Source organism: Streptomyces sp. RGM 3693 (genome assembly GCF_050471125.1).
Taxonomy (GTDB): Bacteria; Actinomycetota; Actinomycetes; order Streptomycetales; family Streptomycetaceae; genus Streptomyces.
This window is the reverse complement of sequence record NZ_JBMPPQ010000002.1, coordinates 1,353,671-1,370,983: the sequence shown is the minus strand read 5'-3', so window position 1 is coordinate 1,370,983 and position 17,313 is coordinate 1,353,671. Positions and strand designations below refer to the sequence as shown.

The window sequence follows — 17,313 nt, the reverse complement described above, 5'->3', positions numbered from 1 at the left end:
TGACGACTCTCCCCCAGCCTCCGGCCGGGGGGACCCCCATGCTGCGCTCGCTCATCCAGCGCCTCCCGGCTGCGGATCCTGGTGGTGCGGTACCCCGTCCATCGGGTCGGCGGGACCCGCCTGGTGGGGGATGCGGGCGGCTTCGGCCGGCGCCTGCGCGCCGGCGGCCGACTCGGCGACCTCGGCACGGGACTTCACGACCTCGGCGACGGCATCCAGGACACCGCGGTACCCCGAGCAGCGGCAGAGGTTGCCGCAGAGCGCCTTGCGGGTCTCCAGTTCCGTGGGGGCGTGGTTGCCCTCCAGGAGGTCGTGCACGGTCATCGCCATGCCCGGTACGCAGAAGCCGCACTGCACCGCCCCGGAGGCGGCGAGCGCCTGCTGGACGTCGGAGGGCACGCCGTGCTGCGCCAGCCCCTCGACGGTGCGGACCTCGCTGCCGGCCGCGGTGGCGGCGGGCACCAGACAGGAGGCGACCAGCCGCCCGTCCACCTGGACCGAGCAGGCCCCGCACTCCCCCTGGGAGCAGCCGTCCTTGGCCCCGGCCAGGCCGAGCCGTTCGCGCAGCACGTACAGCAGCGACTCGCCGACCCAGGCGTCCGTGACGGGCCGGTCGGTGCCATTGACGCGCAGTACGTAGGAGGCGGAGGGGTGTTCGTCGTGGCTGTCGAGGACGGCCGTGGCGTCGGGGGCGTCGGGGGCATCCGGCGCGACAGCGACGTCGGGGGTGGCGGGGGCCGGCTCGGGCGCGGGGTGCGCCGCGCTCTCCTCGACGGCGTGGGCGACCGGTCCGGCGGGCGCGGGGGCCTCGACGGGGGCCGACTCGGCGGGCGCACCGGGGTCCGCGGCGGGCGCCACCGGGTGGCCGGCTGCGGCGTCCGGGACGGCCGTGGCGGGCATCTCCGGAGCACCGGGCACCTCCGCGGCACCGGGCAGCTCCGCCGGCACCGGGCCGGCGGCCACGGCCTCGGCAGGGGCCTCGGGAGCCGTGGGCACACCGTGCTCGACGGGCGTCGCGGGCCCGGCGGCGGTGTGCTCCTCGACCGGCGTGCCGGGTGCGGCACCGGGATCGGCGACCGCACCGCGGCCGGCACCGAGGACGAACTCCCCCGTGGTGTCGAGCTGTTCGCTCTCCACCACCGGGACCGTCCACCGTTCGGCGCCTCCCGGGGCGGGCACCTCGGCGGCGGTTTCCTGGCCGGCGGCGATGCCCTGGCCGGCAGCCGCGTGCTCCTGCTCCTGCTCCTGGTGGGACGGGTGCCCGGCCGGCGGCCACTGGGCCAGCGCGTCGGCGGGCAGCGACCAGTGGCCGGTCGCACCGCCTGTACCGGCCGCGGTCGTGCCCGGCGCGTACGGGTCGGCGGCGGGCGCCGCGAACGGCTCTCCCGCGGCGCCGTCCTGACCGGTGCCGACGGCACCGCCCACGTCGACGGTCCCGGCGGTCCCGCTCGTGGCGTTGAGCCCGGCGGTGAAGTTCCAGTGGCCGGTGGCACCGGCCTCCCCGGGGGCGGCCGCGCCGGCGCCGCCGTCGTACGGCGCGCCGGGGTAGCCGCCGTCCTGGTAGGACGCGGCGCCGCCGTGCCCGGTCAGTCGGTCGTCGCCGACCAGGTACTCACCGGACTCCTCCAGGGTGTCGTCGGCCGCCGGGATGGTCCAGGCACCACCGGCCGCCTCCGGACTGCCGGCGACCGGCCAGTGCACCTGTTCGGCGCCCCACCCCTGGGCGGCCTCGGGCGCGTTGGCCTGATAGCCCGCGGACGGGTCCTGGTGCGGTGCGGGTCCCTGCTGCCCCGTCGGGGCGTAACCCGCCGCGGGGTCGGCGTAGCCGGCCGACGGGTCGGCGAACGGCATCGTCCACTGTCCGGTGGCCGCCGGGTCGGTGCCCGGGCCTGGTACCGGGGGCGCGGCGGGGTGCGCGGGGAACGAGGCCGGCGGGGTGTAGCCGTGGCCGGGGGCGGCCAGCGGCTCCGTGCCCGGAGTGCCGTAACCGGCGCCGTACGCCCCGGTGGTGAAGCCTTCCGGGAGCTGGACGAAGGCGGTCGCCTCCGACTCGTACTCGCCGCCCGGCGGCAGCGGCTGCCACCCCTGCTCGGGGTGCGGCTGCTGCGGGTGACGGTGGTCTGCGTTGCTCACGAGAGCGCCCTCCCAAGTGCGCGGCGGGCCAGGGCTGCCACCGTACGACGCAGGTGCAGCGCGGCCGGCGGCAGGGTCGCCGGTTCGGAGCCGTCCTGCGGCGGCGCCGGGTCGGGGATGCAGGCGGCGGCCACGTAGTCGCCGAAGGCGGCCAGCGCCTCGGGGACCAGACCGCGTTCGCCGTCCCAGTCGATGAGCGAGGCCACCCACTGCTCGGCCTCCAGCGGGCGCAGCGGCATGGCCGCGACCGCGCCGACCGCGCAGCGCACCGAGCGCCGGGCCGGGTCCAGGACGAGCGCGACGGAGGCGGTGGCGCGGCCGGGGCCGGTGCGCCCGGTGGCCTTGAGGAAGGTCTGCGGGGCGTGCAGCAGCGGCACCCGTACGAAGCCGACGAGTTCACCGGGGTGCAGCATCTCGCGGCCGGTGAGCAGGTGGCTGACCGGAATCTCGCGGCGGGCGCCCCCGGGGCCGGCGATGATCACCGTGGCCTCCAGGGCGGCCAGCACCGGGAGGGTGTCGCCCGTGGGGGCGCAGCTGACGATGTTGCCGCCCAGGGTCCCGGCGTTGCGGATCTGCGGCGGGCCGGCCGCGCGGGCCGCGGCGGCCAGGCCCGGGATCAGGGCGGCGAAGTCGGGGCGCCCCATCCGGGCGAGGGTGAGGCCGGCACCGAGCAGCGCATGGCCGTCCAGGTACTGCCAGCCGCGGATCTCGCTGATCCGGCCGAGGCCCACCAGGCCCGCGGGTCTGAGGAGTCCGGCGTTGACCGCCGCCATGAGGTCCGTGCCGCCCGCGACGGGCACGGCGGCGGGCATGGCGGTCAGTGCCGCCACCGCCTCGTCGAGCGAGGCCGGCAACGTCACCGATTGCGACGCGTGCGGTGCGTGCGTGGTCAACCCAGCTGCCCCTTCCCCGGTGTCCCGGCAGTTCCGCTCCGCCGTACGGTACGTGCTCACAGCCCGGACGTGGCAACTCTGGCACATCTTCGCGGACCTGGTACGCGCAAGGGTCCGCGAAGCGGTGTTCCGTCCTCGAAGAGGGCGCTGGTCCGGTTTCGTCCGCAGGTTCCGGTCACCGAGCACCACCGTTCCAGGGTCCGGCCGGACGGGCGCCCCCTTGCACGGCGGCTCACACGTTTGGGGGCGCCCCGTCGAAGGGGCGTCCGAGGATGCCGGGGCGTTTCTGCCAGGGGTGCGGGCCGCCGGGCGGGCGGTAGCTGACGCCGAGGGCGTCGAGGCGGGCGTAGTGGTGGATCATCCGGCGGGTGAAGTCCTGGTAGTCGCGTGCCTGTGGGGCGGGCAGTCGGGACCAGGCCACCTCGGCGAGCGCGGCCAGCCGCGGGAAGACCTGGTAGTCGAGGCGCTGCTGACTGTCCATGCCCTCGGTCCAGGTGTTGGCCTGGGTGCCGAGGACCCGTTCGGCCTGTTCGTCCGTCAGGTCCGGTGGCACCGGCTCGAAGCGGTAGACGTCCTCCAGGGTCCGCACGTAGCCGATCGGCACCGGCTCGTCGGGGGAGGCGTGCTGACGGTGGTCCAGATACACCTGCTGCTCGGGGCACATGACGACGTCGTGGCCGGCCTTGCCGGCGGCGATGCCGCCCGCGTACCCGCGCCAGGAGGAGACCGTCGCCCCCTCGGCCAGGCCCCCTTCGAGGATCTCGTCCCAGCCGATGAGCCGCCGGCCGCGGTCGGTGAGCCAGCGGTCGAAGTGGCGGATGAACCAGCTCTGCAGGCCGTCCTCGTCGTCCAGGGACAGGGCGGCGATCCGGGCCTGGGCGGTGGGCGACGCCCGCCACTGGTCCTTGGGGCACTCGTCGCCGCCGAGGTGCACGAACCGCGACGGGAAGAGCCCGAGCACCTCCTCCAGCACGTTTTCGTAGAAGCGCAGGGTGTTGTCAGTGGGCGCCAGTACGTTGGGATTGACGCCCCAGGTGTCCCAGACCTTCAGGGAGGTGGTGTCGATGACGTCGGTGTTGCCGAGTTCCGGGTACGCCGCGATGGCGGCCTGCGAGTGCCCGGGGATATCGATCTCGGGGACGACGGTGATCTGTCGCTCGGCGGCGTAGGCGACGATCTCGCGGATGTCGTCCTGGGTGTAGTAGCCGCCGTGCGGGCGCGGGTCCCACAGCGGAGAGTCGCGGTGGCCGAGTTTGCTGCGCTCGCGCCAGGCGCCGGTCGCGGTCAGCTCCGGATAGCGGAGGATCTCGATCCGCCAGCCCTGGTCGTCGGTGAGGTGGAAGTGCAGGACGTTCAGCTTGTGGGCGGCCATCAGGTCGAGGTAGCGCAGCACCCCCTCCTTGGGCAGGAAGTGCCGGGCGACGTCCAGCATCAGGCCGCGCCAGGCGAAGCGGGGGGCGTCCTCGATGGTCTGCTCCGGCAGGCCGGGGGCGCGCTCCGGGTCCAGTGGGGCGCGCCGGAAGGCGGCGGGGCCCAGGAGCTGACGGAGCGTCTGCGCGCCCCAGAAGACGCCGGCCGGGCCACCACCGGTGAGCCGCACGCCCCAGCGGGCGTCGGCGTCGAGCCGGTAGCCCTCCGTCGGGAGGGCCGGGTCGAGGGCGAGCGCCAGGGCGTCCGGGGCTTCGGCGGAGCCGGGCGGCAGTGGCAGTGCGAAGGCGGCGCCGAGGGTGGCGCGCAGCCAGCGGGCGGTGGCCTCGGTGCCGGGGGCTGCGGCCAGCGCGGTCTGCGCGCCGAGCCGTACGGTTCGGGAACGGGCCCCGGCGTCTCCCAGGTCGTGGCTCAGCGGCGCCGGGATCAGACCCGTGTGGGCAGCGGTCTCCAGATCTGTCACGACGTCAGTCTTCACCGCGCCGCCGCGGAGGGAAACCCACGGTTGCCGGCCGCCGCCGGGAGACCGGGGTGCCCCAGGGGCCGGGCCGCGACGGGCGGCGCGGGCACGACGACGGGCCCGGGCCCCTGGGGGGCGCGGGCCCGTGCGGACCGCGGGCGCGGAGCGGTGCGCCGAGGCGCCGTACCCAGAGGGCAGGCGCCGCGGCCGACGCTTACTTCTTGCCGCCGTCCTTGTCCTTGTCGCCACCGGCGCCCATGGACTCGAAGATCTCCTTGCACAGCGGGCAGACCGGGTACTTCTTCGGGTCGCGACCCGGGACCCAGACCTTGCCGCAGAGCGCCACGACGGGCGTGCCGTCGAGCGCGCTCGCCATGATCTTGTCCTTCTGGACGTAGTGGGCGAAGCGCTCGTGGTCGCCGTCGCCGTGCGACACCTGCGGTGTCGGCTCTACGAGGGTCCCCGTACCTGCCCCGCGCTCGGGCTCAAGAGTGCTCATAACTGCCAAGGGTACTCACGCGCGGCACGGGTCGGGAGCGTCGGCCCGTCGCCAGATGCACCACCAGTGCCAGGGCCGCCACGCCGGCCGCCGCCCAGGGCAGCGCGGCCGGCGCCAGCCCCGCCGCCAGGGCCAGCCCGCCGAGTGCCGAGCCGACCGCGCTGCCCAGGTAGAGCGCCGAGTTGTTCAGCGCGAGGGCGACGGTGCCGCGCTTCGCGCTGGCCTGAAGCAGCCGGTGCTGCTGCGGCACCTGGAACGCCCAGCCGGCCGCGCCCCAGGCCACCAGGGCGACCGCCGCACCGGGCAGCGCCACCGCCGCCAGGGTCGGCAGCAGGGCCTGGGCCACGGTGACCACCACCAGCACCCCGCCGGCCAGCAGCCGCACCCGACCGGTCCGGTCCACCAGCGGCCCGGACAGCACGCTCCCCAGCACGCCGCCGACGCCCCAGGCCCACAGGTACGGGGCGACCTCGTGGACACCGCCGGCCGCGGCCAGCACCGGCGCGAGGTAGGTGTAGAGGCCGAGGCTGGCCACCGCGGCGAGGAAGGACACCGTGACCACCGGCGCCACCGCGCGGTCGGTGATGGCCGACAGCCGGGCCCGTAGCGGGACGGCGGGCCCCGCGGGCACCTGCGGCAGCAGCGCCGCCAGCCCGCCGAGCGCGACCGCGCCCAGCGCGGTGACCAGCCAGAGCGTGGCCCGCCAGCCGGTGTGCTCGGCCAGCAGTACGCCGATCGGCACGCCGAGCACGGTGCCCGCGCTCATCCCGCCCATCACGAGGGCCAGCGCCCGGCCGCGCTTCTCCTCGGGGACCAGTGCGGCGGCGGCCGCGGTGGACAGTGCGGAGTAGACCCCGGCGCCGGCGCCGGCGACGATCCGGGCGGCGAGCAGCGTTCCCAGCGACGGGGCCAGTGCGGTCAGGCCGTTGCCGAGGGTGAAGACGGCCAGCGCGGCCAGGATCAGCAGCCGGGGCCGCACCCCGGAGAGCAGCCCGGCGACCAGCGGCGCGGAGATCGCGTAGGCCAGCGTGAAGACGGTCACCAGTTGGCCGGCGAGGGACACCCGCGTGCCGACGTCCGCCGCGATGACCGGTAGCAGCCCCGCCATCACATACGCGTCCAGGCCGAGGGTGAACGCCCCCAGCGTCAGCAGCCAGACCTTGCGCATCGCGCTCAACTCCCCTGGTGGTCCGAGGGGCGGGGACCGTCCCCGGACCCGGGCGGACCGCTGCGGAGAAACGTAGGCAGTCTCCGGATGGGCGGGGAAATGCCCAGACGCAGCACTTATGCTGGGGCGACATGAATGGAGTCCGCGGTACCCAGGACGACGCCGGCGCCACGACGGGGCCCGCCCACGACGACGACCTCCCTCCGCGCGGCCTCTCTCCGTACGACGCAGACCCGCTCGCCGACCCGGCCCTCGACGGTGTCGAACTGCGCCACCTGCGGGGCTTCCTCGCCGTCGCGGAGGAGCGCAGCTTCACCCACGCCGCGGACCGCCTACGGATCGGCCAACCCGCGCTGACCCGCGCCGTCCGGGCCCTGGAGACCACGCTCGGCGTCCGGCTGCTGGAACGGACCACCCGCCGGGTCGCCCTCACCGACGCCGGCCGCCGCCTCTACGCCGACCTCACCCCCCTGCTCCCCCGGCTCGCCGCCGCGCTGCGCTCCCCCACCGGGCGGGCGGTGCTGCGGCTGGGCTTCACCTCGATGCTGCCGGCCGCCTGCCGCACGCTGATCACGGAGTTCAAGGCGACGACCGGGGCCGGCGTCCGGCTCGTCCGCCGGGACAGCCCGCTGGCCGGGCTGGAGACCGGGGAGTCGGACGTGGTGGTGCTCCGGGGCGAGGTGCCGCGGGACGCCGGACTGCGCACCGCGCTGCTCTTCCGGGAGCCGCGGGTCGCCGCCGTGCCGCGCGCCGCCGCCCCCGGGAGCCTGGCCCGCCGGCGGGTGCTGGACTGGGCCGAGCTGGCCGAGCTGCCCCTGGTGGTCAACACCGTCACCGGCACCACCCGGCCCGAGCTGTGGCCCGCCGACCGGCGCCCCCAACTCGCCTGCACCGCGGGCAACTTCGACGAGTGGCTGGAGGCGGTCGCGGCCGGGCACGGGGTCGGGGTCGCCCCGGAGGGGGTCGCCGAACGGCATCCGCACCCCCAGATCCGCTACGTCCGGCTGAAGAACGCCCCGCCGGTGCCCGTGCACCTGGCCCTGCCGGCCCGCGACGCCCATCCGCTGGCCGAGCGCTTCCTCACCCTGGGCGGACAGCACCGCCACTGACGCCCACCGGGGCCGACCCAAGGGCCCGGCGCGAACGCTCCGGCGCGCGCCGGAGCGACGCTACGACGCCACCGCCGGCACCCCGCCCCGGTCCCCGGCCGTCAGCCCCAACTCCGCGGCGAACGCCAGCGCAGCGTCCGGGCGGACCTCGTACCAGCAGTCCGGGCCGCACACCGCGTCCAGCAGCGCGGAGACGTCCGCCGCGCAGACCGTACGGGCCGCGGCGGCCGCGATGAACGCACGGACCGTCGCCGCCGGGTGGACGTCGGTCTCCGTGAGCGCCACCAGATGCTCGGTGATCTCCTCCACCGCAGCGTCACCGGGCGCCGCCCAGCCGATCGCCATCTCCAGGCCGTCGTCCGGCATCGCGGCGGGGTACGGGGCGCGGGCCCAGGCGCCGTCCTCGTACCAGTAGGCGAAGCCGAGGAGGTTGCCCTGGGCGTCGTCCCGCAGCTGCTCCCAGGGCAGCCAGGCGGGGCCGCCGGCCAGGAAGTCGATCTGCCTGTCGCCGCTGTGCGTGTAGCTCCCGTCGGAGTCCTGGCCGCAGAGCAGGGCGCGGCCACCGTCGTACAGCTTCAGCCGCCACCAGTACGAGCCGCCGCAGTTCCAGCAGTGCAGGCCGTCCGGCCCCCAGGAGTACTCGTCCCCGTCGTTCATGGCGGCGGCCACCACCGCCAAGGTCGCGGCCCGCGCCCACACCTGCTCCGGATGGTCCAGGTCCTCGGGCACGCTCGGCCTGTGCATGGTGCTCTCCCCCGTCCGTTCGGCGCGGTCGCGAGCTCCCCTGCTCGCACGAGACTCAAGGGCTCGGGGACGCGTCCGCGCAGCGTTCTTGCCACACCGAACGATAGCGACGGGGTCCGACAATTCCCCATGACGAAGCCGTCACAAAATGCCCCGTCGAGCGCCCGGGCGCACCACCCGGCGCGCGGGGCCCGGTACGCGCTGCGCGGCGGCGCCCGGAGTGGCCCGGCGGGTCAGTTCAGCGACGGGTCGTCGGGGTAGGTCGCCACCATCGCCAGCTCGTTGCGCTGCCGGCGCAGCACGGCCCGCCACAGCTGCTCCGGATCGGGCGAGGAGACGTCGCCCGGCTCGGACTCGACGACGTACCAGGCCCCCTCCACCAGCTCTTCCTCCAGCTGGCCGGGTCCCCAGCCGGCGTACCCGGCGAAGATCCGCAGACTGCCGAGGACCGCGGCGAGGAGTTCCGGCGGGGCCTCCAGGTCCACCAGGCCGATCGCGCCGTGCACCCGGCGCCAGCCCAGCGGCTCGTCCCCCGGCCCGGCGCCGTCCGCGGTGTCGGTGGCCTGGGAGTCCTCCCGACTCGTGGAGCCCGGGGAAGCGCCGGCCGCCCCGCCGACCGCGCCGCCGGTGCGGGTGCCGCTGCCGGCACCCGGGGACGGGGCGCCCTCGCCGGACGGCCCGCCGGGCACCACGGCCACTCCGAGCGCCGAGTCCAACGAGACCGGGCCGCCCTGGAAGACCACCCCGGGCTCCCCGGCCAGCTCGGCCCAGGGGGCGAGGATGTCGGCGACGCCGACCGGTGTGGGGCGGTTCAGGACCACGCCGAGGGACCCCTCCTCGTCGTGGTCGAGGAGGAGCACCACCGCGCGGTCGAAGTTCGGGTCGGCGAGCGCGGGTGTGGCGACGAGCAGCCGCCCTGTGAGCGAGGACACCTCGGTCATGGCCACATGATCCCGCACTTCCGGCCGGAAGGGGGAGTCAACGCCCGGACCCGCTGGGAGAGCAGGGCGGGCGTACGGCGGCAGGCCCCGGCGCACACGCTTCGCACCCGGATGACCCATTCGCGACATTCGGAATATTCCGCGCAAAAGGTGATTACGAATCAAAGGCGGACCGTAGCGGAGCGTGTTGTGACAAAGCCATTACATGGCCGTACCAGGGGCACCGCCTCGGGCACCCCCTCGGCCGCCCTTACCATTTCTCCTGGCCCTGACCGACTCCAGGAACGCGAGATCCATGACCGTCTCTACTGACGACGTACTGCTTGTCCACGGCGGCACCCCGCTGGAGGGCGAGATCCGGGTTCGTGGTGCGAAGAACCTTGTGCCCAAGGCCATGGTCGCCGCCCTACTGGGCAGCAGTCCGAGCCGGCTGCGCAACGTTCCCGACATCCGGGACGTCCGCGTGGTGCGTGGGCTCCTCCAGTTGCACGGCGTCACGGTGCGCCCGGGTGACGAGCCCGGCGAGCTGGTCCTCGACCCGTCCCACGTGGAGAGCGCCAACGTCGCGGACATCGACGCGCACGCCGGCTCCTCGCGGATCCCGATCCTGTTCTGCGGCCCGCTGCTGCACCGGCTGGGCCACGCCTTCATCCCGGGCCTGGGCGGCTGCGACATCGGCGGCCGGCCGGTCGACTTCCACTTCGACGTGCTGCGCCAGTTCGGCGCCAAGATCGAGAAGCGCGCGGACGGGCAGTACCTGGAGGCCCCGCAGCGGCTGCGCGGCTGCAAGATCCGGCTGCCGTACCCGTCGGTCGGCTCGACCGAGCAGGTGCTGCTGACGGCCGTCCTGGCCGAGGGCGTCACCGAGCTGTCGAACGCCGCCGTGGAGCCCGAGATCGAGGACCTGATCTGCGTCCTGCAGAAGATGGGCGCGATCATCTCCATGGACACCGACCGGACGATCCGGATCACCGGTGTCGACAAGCTCGACGGCTACACCCACCGGGCCCTCCCGGACCGCCTGGAGGCCGCCTCCTGGGCGTCCGCGGCGCTGGCCACCGAGGGCAACATCTACGTCCGGGGCGCGCACCAGCGCTCGATGATGACGTTCCTGAACACCTTCCGTAAGGTCGGCGGCGCCTTCGAGATCGACGACGAGGGCATCCGCTTCTGGCACCCGGGCGGCTCGCTCAACGCCATCGCCCTGGAGACCGACGTGCACCCCGGTTTCCAGACCGACTGGCAGCAGCCCCTGGTGGTCGCGCTGACCCAGGCGTCGGGCCTGTCGATCGTGCACGAGACGGTCTACGAGTCCCGGCTGGGCTTCACCGAAGCGCTCAACCAGATGGGCGCGCACATCCAGCTCTACCGCGAGTGCCTGGGCGGCTCCGCCTGCCGCTTCGGCCAGCGCAACTTCCTGCACTCCGCGGTCGTCTCCGGCCCCACCAAGCTGCAGGGCGCCGACCTGGTCATCCCCGACCTGCGCGGCGGCTTCTCGTACCTGATCGCGGCACTGGCGGCGCAGGGCACCTCCCGGGTGCACGGCATCGACCTGATCAACCGCGGCTACGAGAACTTCATGGAGAAGCTCGTGGAACTGGGCGCGAAGGTGGAGCTGCCGAACGGCGCCCTCCAGGGCTGACGCCCGCCCAAGGCCCCCAAAGGCGCCGCACGGTCGCGACTGCGACGACCGTGCGGCGCCTTTGCCTTGCCCCACCGGGGGCCACCAGAGGGCCGCCAGGGGCCGCCAGGGGCCGCCAGGAGGCCCGGCAGCAACGACAACGGGAGGATCCGGGGACGGCGCGCGCCGCCCCCGCCCCGGCCGACCCCCTCCAAGGCCCCTGAGCCCCGCGTAGGCGGGCATACGCGAAGGCGGCCACCCCCGGGAGGGGTGGCCGCCTTCGGTGCCGTCGGAAGGGCCTTACTTGCCCTTGGCGGCTTCCTTGAGCTTGGAGCCCGCGGAGACCTTCACGCTGTAGCCGGCAGCGATCTGGATCGGCTCACCGGTCTGCGGGTTCCGGGCGGTGCGAGCGGCACGGTGGGTGCGCTCGAAGGTCAGGAAGCCGGGGATGGTGACCTTCTCGTCACCCTTGGCGACGACCTCGCCGACGGTCTCGGCGAGCGCGGCCAGAACGGCGTCGGCGTCCTTGCGGGTCACCTCGGCGCGATCGGCCAGTGCGGCCACCAGCTCACTGCGGTTCATGTATGTACTCCCGTGTTCTTCTTGCCAATGCGGCGTGAGATCGAAGCCGATGCTGCCAGGGCCCTCGGACGGCCCACCGAACCGGGTCCGTCCTTCAGCTCCCTCGCGCCTGAGGTCCCCCTGGACATTGTCCTTGGGAGAGCATCCTGCCCCCACCTGCGGCGGTAAAGCCAATCCGGCACCCTGGAGGGTCACTCGACACCCTATGGGGGGCCTGCTGAGGGCAGGTCCTGCGACGCGCCGTCTCAGATCTCCGTGGCAGTCGTCACAGCATCGCCCGCGGCCTTCGCCGCGTCGCGCACCGCGCCGGCCACCGCGCCCGCGACCTTCTCGTTGAAGACGCTGGGGATGATGTAGTTCGCGTTGAGCTCGTCGTCCAGCACGACGGCGGCGAGAGCGCCGGCCGCGGCCAGCATCATCTCGGTGTTCACCGTACGCGAGGCGGCGTCGAGCAGACCACGGAAGACGCCGGGGAACACCAGGACGTTGTTGATCTGGTTGGGGAAGTCGGAGCGGCCGGTGGCGACCACGGCGGCGGACTGCCGGGCGATGGCCGGGTCGACCTCGGGGTCCGGGTTGGCGAGTGCGAACACGATCGCGCCGTCGGCCATCTGGGCCACGTCGTCGCCGTCGAGGACGTTGGGGGCCGAGACGCCGATGAAGACGTCGGCGCCGACCACGGCCTCCTTGAGGGTGCCGGTGACGCCCTCGGGGTTGGTGTTGTCGGCGATCCAGCGCAGGGCCGAGTCGGGGTCGGCGTCGACCAGGTCGGGGCGGCCGGCGTGGACCACGCCGTGGATGTCGGCGACCACGGCGTGGTGGACGCCGGCGGCCAGCAGCAGTTTGAGGATGGCGGTACCGGCCGCGCCGGCGCCGGACATCACGACCCGGACGTCCTCGATCTTCTTGCCGACCACCCGCAGCGCGTTGGTGAGCGCGGCGAGCACCACGATGGCGGTGCCGTGCTGGTCGTCGTGGAAGACCGGGATGTCCAGGGCCTCGCGCAGCCGGGCCTCGATCTCGAAGCAGCGGGGCGCGGAGATGTCCTCCAGGTTGATGCCCGCGAAGCCGGGGGCGATGGCCTTGACGATCTCCACGATCGCGTCGCTGTCCTGGGTGTCCAGGCAGATCGGCCAGGCGTCGATGCCGGCGAAGCGCTTGAAGAGGGCCGCCTTGCCCTCCATGACGGGCAGCGCGGCCTTGGGGCCGATGTTGCCCAGGCCGAGGACCGCGGAGCCGTCGGTGACCACCGCGACGCTGTTGCGCTTGATGGTGAGCCGGCGGGCGTCCTCGGGGTTGTCGGCGATCGCCTGACAGACCCGGGCCACGCCGGGGGTGTAGACCATGGACAGGTCGTCGCGGTTCCGGATGGGGTGCTTGGACGACATCTCGATCTTGCCGCCGAGGTGCATCAGGAAGGTCCGGTCGGAGACCTTGCCGAGCGAGACGCCCTCGATGGTGCGCAGCTTGGAGACGATCTCCTGGGCGTGCGCGGTGGAGGTCGCGGCGATCGTGACGTCGATCCGGAGCTTTTCGTGGCCGGATGCGGTCACGTCAAGGCCGGTGACCGACCCGCCGGAGGACTCCACGGCCGTGGTGAGCTGGCTGACGGCGGTGCCGCTTGCGGGAACTTCCAGTCGCACCGTCATCGAATACGAGACGCTAGGCGCCGTTGCCATGGCCGACTTCCTCTGCTTTCCCTGGTTTGGCTCTAAGCGGCTCCGGGACTCAGGGGTGCCCGAGCCGGAGCGCGTTGTCCGATCGTCCCACCTACCAGCCGGTACACGGTAACCAGCTACAAATTTCGGAAAGACTCTTCCACCATACGAGAGTTGGCCCGCCGAGCGGAACCCCCTCGGGCAACGTGAACCAGCCACGGCGCACCCCGGCCCCGGCACCGGGCGGAAACGACCGCGGGCGCCCCTCCCGAAGGAGGGGCGCCCGCGCCTTTGTGGCTTATGACACCGACCCGCCATGCTCGCCTCGCGGCAAGTGGTCGCTCGTAGCGACGATGGTTGGGCCCGGGGGCTTGGATCGAGCCGGTGCCGCCACCAAGGCTAACAAACCATCCCGGCAAGCGAATCCCGTCCCGCGCGGCCGATTTCACAACCCCTCGGATGGCAGCACCACCGCCCCTACGGCGGTGCGCCCGCGCACGGGGCGCACCGCGGCCGGCGCCCAGGGCCTGTCCGACCCTGGTCCACCGGACCGGCCCTAGTCGCGCAGCAGGTCCGGCACGCCGTCGCCGTCCGGGTCGTCGAGGGCGGCGGAGAGCACCGTCAGCTGCTGGGTGGCGCGGGTCAGGGCGACGTAGAGCACCCGCAGGCCCGCCGGGGACTCGTCGGCGATCTCGGCGGGCGAGACCACCAGGGTGGCGTCGTACTCCAGGCCCTTGGCCTCCAGGGAGCCCAGCGCCACCACGCGGTCGCCGAGCCCGGCCAGCCAGGTGCGGGCCTGTGTGCGGCGGTGCATCGCCACCACGACGCCGACCGTGCCCTCGACCTCGGCCAGCAGCCGCTCGGCCTCGGCGACGGTGGCCCGGGCCAGCGCCTCGTCAGCGGCCTTATTGGCGCCGCCCGTGCCGTCCACGACGGCGAAGCGGGGTTCCAGACCGGTCGAGCGGACCGCCCTCGGCGCCGGGGAGCCGGGCATGGCCAGGGCCAGCACCTTGGACGCCAGCTCCGCGATCTCGGCCGGGTTGCGGTAGTTCACGGTGAGCGTGAAGCGGCGGCGGGGACGGGTGCCGAGTGCCTCGTCGCGGGCTTCGGCGGCCTCGTCCGGGTCCGACCAGGAGGACTGCGCCGGGTCGCCGACCACGGTCCAGGTGGCGTGCCGGCCGCGGCGGCCGACCATCCGCCACTGCATCGGCGTCAGGTCCTGGGCCTCGTCGACGATGACGTGGGCGTAGTCGGTGCGCTCCTCCTCCAGCCGCTCGCGGCGGCTGCGACCGGCCGAGAACCGGTCCGCGTACGTGGTCAGCTCGTCCAGGCCGGTCAGCTGGTCCAGCGGGTCGGCCTCGCGCGGGCGGGCCGGCCGGGCCGGGGCGCCCAGGATCTGCTGGAGCTCGTCCAGCAGCGCGATGTCGTGCACCGACAGCGGGCCCCGGCCGTCGTCGCCCAACCGCCGCAGCGAGCGGGCGAGTTGACGGATCTCGCGGGGGTTGAGGAGGCGGCGCCCCCAGCGGCCAAGGCGGCGCTCGTCGGCCATCGCGGCGAGCACCCCGCGCGCGGTGAGCTCGGGCCACCAGGCGTCCAGGAACTCCTGGAACTCGGGCTCGGTGGTGAGGTCCTCGTCGAAGCCCTGGCGGGCCTCGGCGGCCAGCTCCGGGTCCAGGAAGCGGCGGGCGGCGCCGGACTTGGTCCACAGGGCGTCCAGGATCAGCCGGCGGGCGCGCGGGCGCAGCAGGTTGACCGGGGCGGTGCCGCCCAGGGCGGACTGCCGGATGGCGCGCAGCTCGGCCTCGTCGAGTTCGAGCCGGGCGCCGAACGCGACGACCCTCAGGCGGGTCGGCGGGGCCGGGGCGTCCGTCCCCGCGGCGAGGTCCTCCAGGGACAGCTGAGCGTCCTGCGCGGCGCGGGCGCGGCGCGGCGCGGGCGGGACCGCCCCCTCCAGCGCCCCGCGGGCCGCTCTGCGCAGCAGCTTCAGCATCCGCGCCGAGCCCTTGACGCGGGAGATCGCCGGCGGGTCGTAGGCAGTCGCCTCGGCGCCGTCGACGAGCGAGCCGAGCGCCCGGATGGCGACCTGCCCCTCCTCGCCGAGCGACGGCAGTACGCCCTCGGTGTAGGCGACCAGCAGCGGGGTCGGGGAGACGATCAGGATGCCGCCGGAGTAGCGGCGGCGGTCCTGGTAGAGGAGGTAGGCGGCGCGGTGCAGGGCGACCGCGGTCTTGCCGGTGCCGGGGCCGCCCTCGACCTCCGTGACGGAGGCGGCGGGGGCCCGGATCACCATGTCCTGCTCGGCCTGGATGGAGGCGACGATGTCCCGCATGGTGTGGCTGCGGGCCCGGCCCAGCGCGGCCATCAGCGCGCCGTCGCCGACCGCCGGCAGCTCCGCGCCGTCCAACGTCGCGGTGACCTCCGGGCGCATCAGGTCGTCCTCGACGCCCAGCACCTTGCGGCCCTTGGAGCGGATCACCCGGCGGCGGACGACCCGGCCGGGGGCGACCGGGGTGGCCCGGTAGAAGGGCGCGGCGGCCGGCGCCCGCCAGTCGATGACCAGCGGCGAGTAGTCCGCGTCCAGGACCCCGAGGCGGCCGATGTGCAGCGTCTCGGCGATGGCGGCGCGGCCGTCCCGGATCGCGCCGTCGGCGGGCTCGACGGAGGTGTACGCGCCGTCCGGCCCCTTCTTCCCGTCCTTGCCCAGGAGCAGGTCGATCCGGCCGAAGAGGAAGTCCTCGTACTCGGAGTTGAGCCGGTGGAGGTGGACACCGGCCTGGAACACCTGGGCGTCGCGTTCAGCGAGCGCGCCGGGCGTGCCGACCTGGCCGCGCTTGGCGGCGTCGTCCATCAGGAACTCGGCCTCGTGGATCTTCTCCTCAAGGCGCCGGTAGACGTGGTCGAGATGTGTCTGCTCGGCCTCGATCTCGCGGTCCCGGACGGAATCCGGTGCGTGGTCCGGTGCGTGGTCCGGTGCGTGCGTGGCGTTGTGCGCGGCCACCCAGGCCCCCTTCTGCTGTGCGTAGGGCAGCCGTCAACCGTACGCGAACCCGGCACGGTGCGCACCTGGAGGTACGGACAAAGACGGATGTTGTCGGTCGGATGTTGCCTCAGGACGCGGTTCGGTCACGCAGGTCCGGTCATGCGGACCGGCCTTGGGGCGCGGTCGCGGGGTCCGGCCGCGGGGTCCGGGCACGAGTTCCGGGTACGGGGACCGGTCACGGGATCCGTGCGGTCCGGCGCCGGTGCCGGGCCACCCGGGCGCGGTTGCCGCAGACCTCGCTGGAGCACCAGCGGCGGCGCCGGCCGCGCGAGGCGTCCAGGTAGACCAGAGCACAGCCGTCGCCGGCGCATTGCCGCAACTGCCCGCGCACCGCGGGGTCGGTGAGCAGCGCGACGGCGTCCCGGGCCACCGTCGCCAGCAGCGCGGCGCAGTCGGGCGGATCGGGCAGGACGCCGGCCAGCGCACCGTCCGGGCCGCGGACGGCCCGTACGGCGGGCGGTGGGGCGGACCCGGCCGCGGCGTTCAGCAGCGCGAGGTCGGACGCGGCGGCCCGGCCGAGCAGTTCGGCGCGGACGATCCGGGCCAGCAGGTCGCGCAGCGCCCGGAAGCGGGCGACCCAGCGGGCGTCGACGGCGTCGAGCGGGGCGCCGGGCGGCACCACGCCCGCGTCGGCCAGCCAGGCGGCCAGCGGCGCGGGGCCGGTGAGCCGTTCGACGGCGATCGGGGCGCCGCCGGCGGTGGCCACCAGGTCCAGGCAGATCCGCCCGCAGTCGAACCGGAGGCCGTAGGGGGCTGCCATCTGCCTGTCACTCCTCGGGAACGGGCACGGGGAACGGGAACGGGAGACGAAAGGGACGGGGGGACGCGGGGAAGGGGGCGGAGGGGGCGTACGGGAGCGTTCCCAGGGTGCCCGCCCGCGCCGCCCGCCGGAACCCCGCGGGCCGGCCGCACCGGACGCCCCCTCCAGGCACTCCTCCAGACACTCCTCCAGACACCCGCTAGACAATCCGCGTAGAGAGCCCGTGTAGACCCTCCATGTAGACACGCTGCGTATACATGTGATGTATAGTTCGGCG

General features: G+C 74.4%; 13 protein-coding genes. 2 read left to right on the top strand and 11 right to left on the bottom strand.

The annotated features are described in order from the left end of the window. Positions 1-51: 51 nt before the first annotated feature. The 5 genes from ACO0M4_RS23345 to ACO0M4_RS23325 form a co-directional block, all read right to left on the bottom strand. A complete protein-coding gene (locus ACO0M4_RS23345; RefSeq protein ID WP_430372877.1) occupies positions 52-2,133 on the bottom strand; it encodes a 2Fe-2S iron-sulfur cluster-binding protein in 2,082 nt (693 codons plus the stop codon). Further along, on the bottom strand, positions 2,130-3,026 hold the full coding sequence (locus ACO0M4_RS23340) for an FAD binding domain-containing protein (RefSeq protein WP_430372876.1): 897 nt from the start codon (positions 3,024-3,026) through the stop codon (positions 2,130-2,132). The genes ACO0M4_RS23345 and ACO0M4_RS23340 overlap by 4 nt, the downstream gene beginning before the upstream one ends. Before the next feature lie 232 nt (positions 3,027-3,258). Then, a complete protein-coding gene (locus ACO0M4_RS23335; RefSeq protein ID WP_430372875.1) occupies positions 3,259-4,917 on the bottom strand; it encodes a beta-N-acetylhexosaminidase in 1,659 nt (552 codons plus the stop codon). Positions 4,918-5,128: 211 nt separating this feature from the next. Next, positions 5,129-5,413, bottom strand: a complete 285-nt coding sequence (locus ACO0M4_RS23330; protein ID WP_026247947.1) for a DUF3039 domain-containing protein — start codon at positions 5,411-5,413, stop codon at positions 5,129-5,131. Beyond that, positions 5,400-6,581, bottom strand: a complete 1,182-nt coding sequence (locus ACO0M4_RS23325) for an MFS transporter (protein ID WP_430372874.1) — start codon at positions 6,579-6,581, stop codon at positions 5,400-5,402. Before ACO0M4_RS23325 ends, ACO0M4_RS23330 begins: the two co-directional genes overlap by 14 nt. Positions 6,582-6,712: 131 nt before the next feature. Here ACO0M4_RS23325 and ACO0M4_RS23320 point away from each other — a divergent pair, with 131 nt between their 5' ends. Further along, positions 6,713-7,690 carry a LysR family transcriptional regulator gene (locus ACO0M4_RS23320; protein WP_430372873.1) on the top strand — a complete coding sequence of 326 codons (978 nt, stop codon included), beginning with the start codon at positions 6,713-6,715 and terminating at the stop codon, positions 7,688-7,690. Between the two features lie 60 nt (positions 7,691-7,750). Here the strand turns inward: ACO0M4_RS23320 and ACO0M4_RS23315 are convergent, their stop codons facing one another. Further along, positions 7,751-8,434, bottom strand: coding sequence for a hypothetical protein (locus ACO0M4_RS23315; protein ID WP_430372872.1), 684 nt, complete (start codon positions 8,432-8,434; stop codon positions 7,751-7,753). Positions 8,435-8,667: 233 nt separating this feature from the next. Next, positions 8,668-9,375 carry a YqgE/AlgH family protein gene (locus ACO0M4_RS23310; protein ID WP_430372871.1) on the bottom strand — a complete coding sequence of 236 codons (708 nt, stop codon included), beginning with the start codon at positions 9,373-9,375 and terminating at the stop codon, positions 8,668-8,670. 295 nt (positions 9,376-9,670) lie between these two features. Here ACO0M4_RS23310 and murA point away from each other — a divergent pair, with 295 nt between their 5' ends. After that, a complete protein-coding gene (gene murA / locus ACO0M4_RS23305) occupies positions 9,671-11,017 on the top strand; it encodes a UDP-N-acetylglucosamine 1-carboxyvinyltransferase (RefSeq protein ID WP_430372870.1) in 1,347 nt (448 codons plus the stop codon). A 279-nt stretch (positions 11,018-11,296) separates the two neighbouring features. On the opposite strand, the gene ACO0M4_RS23300 is transcribed toward murA, so the two are convergent. The 4 genes from ACO0M4_RS23300 to ACO0M4_RS23285 all read right to left on the bottom strand — a co-directional run bounded on the left by ACO0M4_RS23300 (position 11,297) and on the right by ACO0M4_RS23285 (position 17,036). Continuing rightward, entirely contained in the window at positions 11,297-11,578 is a 282-nt protein-coding gene (locus tag ACO0M4_RS23300; protein WP_004951951.1) for an HU family DNA-binding protein, read from the bottom strand. Between the two features lie 245 nt (positions 11,579-11,823). Then, positions 11,824-13,257, bottom strand: coding sequence for an NAD-dependent malic enzyme (locus ACO0M4_RS23295; RefSeq protein ID WP_430372869.1), 1,434 nt, complete (start codon positions 13,255-13,257; stop codon positions 11,824-11,826). 535 nt (positions 13,258-13,792) lie between these two features. Continuing rightward, on the bottom strand, positions 13,793-16,234 hold the full coding sequence (locus ACO0M4_RS23290; protein WP_430372868.1) for a HelD family protein: 2,442 nt from the start codon (positions 16,232-16,234) through the stop codon (positions 13,793-13,795). 217 nt (positions 16,235-16,451) lie between these two features. Then, positions 16,452-17,036 carry a CGNR zinc finger domain-containing protein gene (locus tag ACO0M4_RS23285; protein ID WP_430372867.1) on the bottom strand — a complete coding sequence of 195 codons (585 nt, stop codon included), beginning with the start codon at positions 17,034-17,036 and terminating at the stop codon, positions 16,452-16,454. Positions 17,037-17,313: the final 277 nt, after the last annotated feature.

Coding starts and splice junctions, on each gene's coding strand:
- ACO0M4_RS23285 (WP_430372867.1), bottom strand. CDS start 17,036: ATGGCAGCCCCCTACGGCCTCCGGTTCGACTGCGGGCGGATCTGCCTG.
- ACO0M4_RS23320 (WP_430372873.1), top strand. CDS start 6,713: ATGAATGGAGTCCGCGGTACCCAGGACGACGCCGGCGCCACGACGGGG.
- ACO0M4_RS23300 (WP_004951951.1), bottom strand. CDS start 11,578: ATGAACCGCAGTGAGCTGGTGGCCGCACTGGCCGATCGCGCCGAGGTG.
- ACO0M4_RS23310 (WP_430372871.1), bottom strand. CDS start 9,375: ATGACCGAGGTGTCCTCGCTCACAGGGCGGCTGCTCGTCGCCACACCC.
- ACO0M4_RS23315 (WP_430372872.1), bottom strand. CDS start 8,434: ATGCACAGGCCGAGCGTGCCCGAGGACCTGGACCATCCGGAGCAGGTG.
- murA (WP_430372870.1), top strand. CDS start 9,671: ATGACCGTCTCTACTGACGACGTACTGCTTGTCCACGGCGGCACCCCG.
- ACO0M4_RS23295 (WP_430372869.1), bottom strand. CDS start 13,257: ATGGCAACGGCGCCTAGCGTCTCGTATTCGATGACGGTGCGACTGGAA.
- ACO0M4_RS23330 (WP_026247947.1), bottom strand. CDS start 5,413: ATGAGCACTCTTGAGCCCGAGCGCGGGGCAGGTACGGGGACCCTCGTA.
- ACO0M4_RS23325 (WP_430372874.1), bottom strand. CDS start 6,581: ATGCGCAAGGTCTGGCTGCTGACGCTGGGGGCGTTCACCCTCGGCCTG.